The sequence below is a fragment of the Mesorhizobium sp. M5C.F.Ca.IN.020.32.2.1 genome (genome assembly GCF_004023105.1).
Classification (GTDB): Bacteria; Pseudomonadota; Alphaproteobacteria; order Rhizobiales; family Rhizobiaceae; genus Mesorhizobium; species Mesorhizobium wenxiniae.
Genome location: NZ_RZSX01001177.1, coordinates 1 through 1,538, shown reverse-complemented (window position 1 = coordinate 1,538; position 1,538 = coordinate 1). Strand labels below are relative to the sequence as shown.

Here is a 1,538-nt window from a genome sequence, read left to right as displayed (position 1 = left end):
GTGGAGGATTACCTGCGCGCCTTCGAGCAAGCGCTGGAGTCCGCCCGCACGGCCGGCGTCGGCGGCGAAAGCCCGCTTGCGACCTACATCAAGCTTTCGGCCGAACATGCCGAGGAATCGAAACCGTCGGCTTCCTGGATATTTTCGGCGATCGCCGAGGATCCCGATTTCCTGACACCGATAAAATCGTTCAGGCGGCAGGTTTTCGAGCGGCTCAAGGGAGAGACGCCGGACCTCAAGGCGCTGCTGGTCTGCTACCTCGCCATCGAAGGACTTCGCAGCATGAACCTCTTCGACTCGGACGTCCTTTCACAGGATGAACGCCGGTTGCTGGTATCGTCCTTGCTTGAGATCGCGGGATAGATTGAAGCGTAGGCCAGCGAAGCACCTGCGGCAAGGCAGATCACCGTGAACGACCTTGCTGATGATCGCCTGGATTATCCCGAGCACCTGAGCCGGTTTACCGCCAGGGCAACACCCCGGCCGGAAACCGCCGCCCGAACCGGTCGAGCACAAGCAGCGGGCCCGCGCCATACCGGCACGGACTGCCCGGGTAGGATTTCCGGCGTGCACGACACCACTGGCTACCGGGCTGGCTACTGGCTCATCACGGCGCCGAACTTTTCCTTGTTGGCGGCGTCGTTGGCGAGTGCGGCGGCCGCATCGTAGCCCAGCACCTTTGATGGATTCGCGCTGGGCCTAAGGCGCCGTTCAGGGAACTTTTGTTCGGCTGGCGATTTTGGCTATATGGTAGAAAGCCGAACTGCCAGAAGGGTATTGCCGATGATGACAAAAAGCTTTGCGATCCGCGCGCTCGCCTTCGCGATAGGCTGCAGCATGTCCGCCTCGGCTTTCGCGGGGGACAAATACCGCGACCATCGGCACCGCGACCACCGGGTTCAATCCGAACGCTACGTTCCCGCCGAAGGCGACATCATCGACATTCTGTTCGGCGGCCCGCGCTACTATGACCAGCAGTTGGTCACGACAGCCGCCGGAGCCTGCTCCTACCACAGGGTCGGACCCGACGCGAATGCGTTGAACAAGATCAACGATCACCATTGCGGGAAATAGGCGGCAGGCTTCAGCGCCCGCCAGTCTCCTTCATCCGCGCGATGATGTGGGCCATCAGCTCCAGGTCGCGACGGGAGTCCGCGAGGTCGGTCAGCGGCTTTGTCCCGTCAGTGATGTGGCGATGGAAGGTCTCCAGTTCATTCGAGAAAGCGTCGCCATAGAGCGGCCCGAAGGTCCTGGTCACCGGGCCTAGTGGACCGGCTTCCGTCACTTCGAGCCGCGTCGGCAGGCTGCGGATATAGGGCGTGTCGTAGATGATGCGGACCCGTTTGGTGTTCGAGCGCACCTCGATCATGGCATCAAACAGGCCGAGATCGTCGACCACTGCGTCGTAGCAGCAGGCGAAATGCCCATAGTCGAAGGTCACGCTGGTGTTGGCCCCGCCATTGGTGCGATGCGCGGCGAGCACACGAACCGGCTCGCCGAGCAGCCCGCGCATCGCCGAAATGTGGTGCGAGCTCAGC

3 protein-coding genes and 1 pseudogene are annotated in these 1,538 nt (G+C 62.2%); 3 read left to right on the top strand and 1 reads right to left on the bottom strand.

The window, feature by feature from the left end:
• The 3 genes from EOA86_RS34105 to EOA86_RS34095 all read left to right on the top strand — a co-directional run.
• A partial coding sequence (locus EOA86_RS34105) for a TetR/AcrR family transcriptional regulator (RefSeq protein WP_128345549.1) occupies positions 1 to 363 on the top strand: 363 nt, incomplete at its 5' end.
• A 45-nt stretch (positions 364 to 408) separates the two neighbouring features.
• Complete coding sequence (locus tag EOA86_RS34100) at positions 409 to 669, top strand: hypothetical protein (RefSeq protein ID WP_128345547.1); 261 nt, start codon at positions 409 to 411, stop codon at positions 667 to 669.
• Between the two features lie 114 nt (positions 670 to 783).
• Complete coding sequence (locus tag EOA86_RS34095; protein ID WP_127209276.1) at positions 784 to 1,074, top strand: hypothetical protein; 291 nt, start codon at positions 784 to 786, stop codon at positions 1,072 to 1,074.
• 10 nt (positions 1,075 to 1,084) lie between these two features.
• Here the strand turns inward: EOA86_RS34095 and EOA86_RS34090 are convergent.
• A pseudogene (locus EOA86_RS34090) lies at positions 1,085 to 1,538 on the bottom strand (gfo/Idh/MocA family oxidoreductase); the annotation flags it as partial.

What these genes read in the sequence shown, in the direction of transcription:
- EOA86_RS34095 (WP_127209276.1), top strand. Translation starts at nt 784, where the DNA reads ATGATGACAAAAAGCTTTGCGATCCGCGCGCTCGCCTTCGCGATAGGC.